We start from the raw sequence: 2297 nt of genomic DNA on the forward strand, positions 1-2297 counted from the left end.
GAAAACTCATCAAGATCACAGCCAAAAAGATTGTTTACATCAGCGCCTCTTCTTAAAAGACGTAACAGAAGATTGCCAGATGAACAGCAAGGATCTAAAAATACTCTACCTTGACTTATATCAAGAGTTGATACACAAATATCAGACAGATACTCAGGTGTGTAGTATCTCTCTAACCCCAGTGCATTAGTAAGCTGCTTTACAGTCTGATAGATTAAACCTAAAGTGTCTTCAAATGGAACAAAGGTAAGCTTGAATTTTGGAAGGCGTTTACTTATCTTGTAAAGAGTTTTTAGTGGTGATTTTTTTATTATTCCATCAAAGAGAAACTGACTTTGTGCAAGCTCGATGTCCCCATCAAGATATGCTTTTAAAAAGAATGTATTTACATTCGTTTTAATCTTATCTGAAGATTTTAAAAGCTGCAGTAAACACTCTAAAAATAAAGCTGTAATATAATGAGTACTGTTTTCAAATCCTGATATAACTTTTGGGATCTGTTTATAATTTACCGATCCTTTTGATATATAATTGTCATAAAGTTTACTGACTTTTGTCTGTAAACACTGTGATTTGTGCAGACTCATTTACCACCATCTTTTTGTTGTAATTCTTGCACAGTATCTTTCAATCTTCAACTATGTAATATGAAGATTTTTGTAAAGCAAATTTATATAAGGCAAGCAAAATAAGCCTTCAAAACAATAGTTTTCTTATATTGATACCCATACTGATAAATAAAGCGGATTTTAGATAGAAATGAACAGCGTTGAGATTTTAAAACTGTCAGACTACAGAATTAGTCATCTGTCTAAATCACTTTATGTTTTTTATCTGACCGATCTTGTACAAAAGGGTATTAATGTAATCGATCTTGCGTCAGCTGCAAGTTATCTTTTTAGCAGTTCACAGACTTTTCCTACAAATGCAAACATTGAAACTGCTGTTTTATGTCTTGATGAGCTTGAAAGGTTTTCCTTAATAAAGAAAACAAAAGAAACAGATAACTGGCAGGGATGTATGTTTACTCTGCCACTTTACTCTGTACAACTTGATGGCAATATGCCGTCAAGAGCATTTACTCTTGATGAAAAATGGACTCCATCTGAGAATTTTAAAAACTCTGCCTTACTTTGCGGACTTGAAGATTACTCATATACGCAGGCTGAACTAAAATCATTTATTTCTTACTGGAATAACAGACAGGAATTTAGAAATCAGTCAGGCTGGGAAAGAACATTTGCAACAAGACTTTTAAGACAGAGACAGACAAGGGTTAAAAAGGATTATAAAAATCAGGATAATCAAAAGAATAATACAAGTATTTCTCAAAGTGCAGGAACTGATATAAATCCAACTTTAAATTCTGTATTTTCAGCAACATCATCAAGTAATGGCTATGATTCAAAATGCATGGCAGATAATTCTAATGGTGCTTTTAATATTGTTAATATCTCAAATCATTCAAATCATTCAAATTATTCTAGTTATCTGAATGATAATCTTTTAGAAAGTATGAATGGTGTAAATGCAACAGCTGGCATTACTGGTAATGATAGTTTAACTGAATATTCTTTTTCAAAATCTTATACAAATGCATCGAATCCAAACAGTGCACATCAAACTGAAAAAAACAATGCCCTTTTGAGAAAAGATGAAATTGATATTTTAGGGAAGTTGTTTAAAAATGATAAAAATACATGAATGAGATGAAGAGGAGTTTGAATCTCCTCTCTTGTTCATAATCATTGTAGGAATTCTTCTAATCTCATTATCAGATATTCAAGCTCCTAATACATGACAACTACACTACCAATAGTAGGCATTTTTCTAGTTATTCCTATGTAATAGCGATCCATTAGTTTTATAGGAGCACTGAGAGTATATTCTTCAAGCTCAATACTTCTATCCCCCATAAAACCAACCTTTAAATTTTCAGGTATCGGAGATGTGGATTCTATTAAAATCGTGCTTTTTGAAGAAAGAATTCCTCTTGGTTGATAGTAAACTTTCATATTTTCTAGAGCTGTTTTATTAACAAAAGAAACTTCACGTCCAGATAATAAAACAGAATAGTCATAGTCTACATATTGTAAATTAATTTTTTTTACGTAAAACCAAGATGCCTGCGATTCTGAATGATATTGATCAAACATATCTCTCCACTTTAGCAACTTGATAAAGAAATAACTTGGAATTGTAACTTCAGTATTATTGCCTTTTACCATCTTTTCATAATTTATATGATTATTTCGTATTAATTCTTGATCCTTTGTAACAGAATAAGAATGTAACAT

The 2297-nt window shown here is 31.4% G+C and carries 3 protein-coding genes; 1 reads left to right on the forward strand and 2 read right to left on the reverse strand.

Features of this window, described 5'->3' with window-relative positions; translation table 11 throughout:
- Positions 1–587, reverse strand: a 587-nt coding sequence (locus ACJML3_RS04815; RefSeq protein WP_406021092.1) for an N-6 DNA methylase, incomplete at its 3' end; no start/stop codon positions are given.
- Between the two features lie 172 nt (positions 588–759).
- Between ACJML3_RS04815 and ACJML3_RS04820 the strand changes: the two genes are divergently transcribed.
- On the forward strand, positions 760–1704 hold the full coding sequence (locus ACJML3_RS04820; RefSeq protein ID WP_406021094.1) for a DnaT-like ssDNA-binding domain-containing protein: 945 nt from the start codon (positions 760–762) through the stop codon (positions 1702–1704).
- Positions 1705–1790: 86 nt separating this feature from the next.
- Here the strand turns inward: ACJML3_RS04820 and ACJML3_RS04825 are convergent.
- Positions 1791–2297 (reverse strand): hypothetical protein (locus ACJML3_RS04825; RefSeq protein ID WP_406021096.1); only part of this gene is annotated, 507 nt, incomplete at its 5' end.

The organism is Succinivibrio sp. (assembly GCF_045124615.1).
Classification (GTDB): domain Bacteria; phylum Pseudomonadota; class Gammaproteobacteria; order Enterobacterales; family Succinivibrionaceae; genus Succinivibrio; species Succinivibrio faecicola.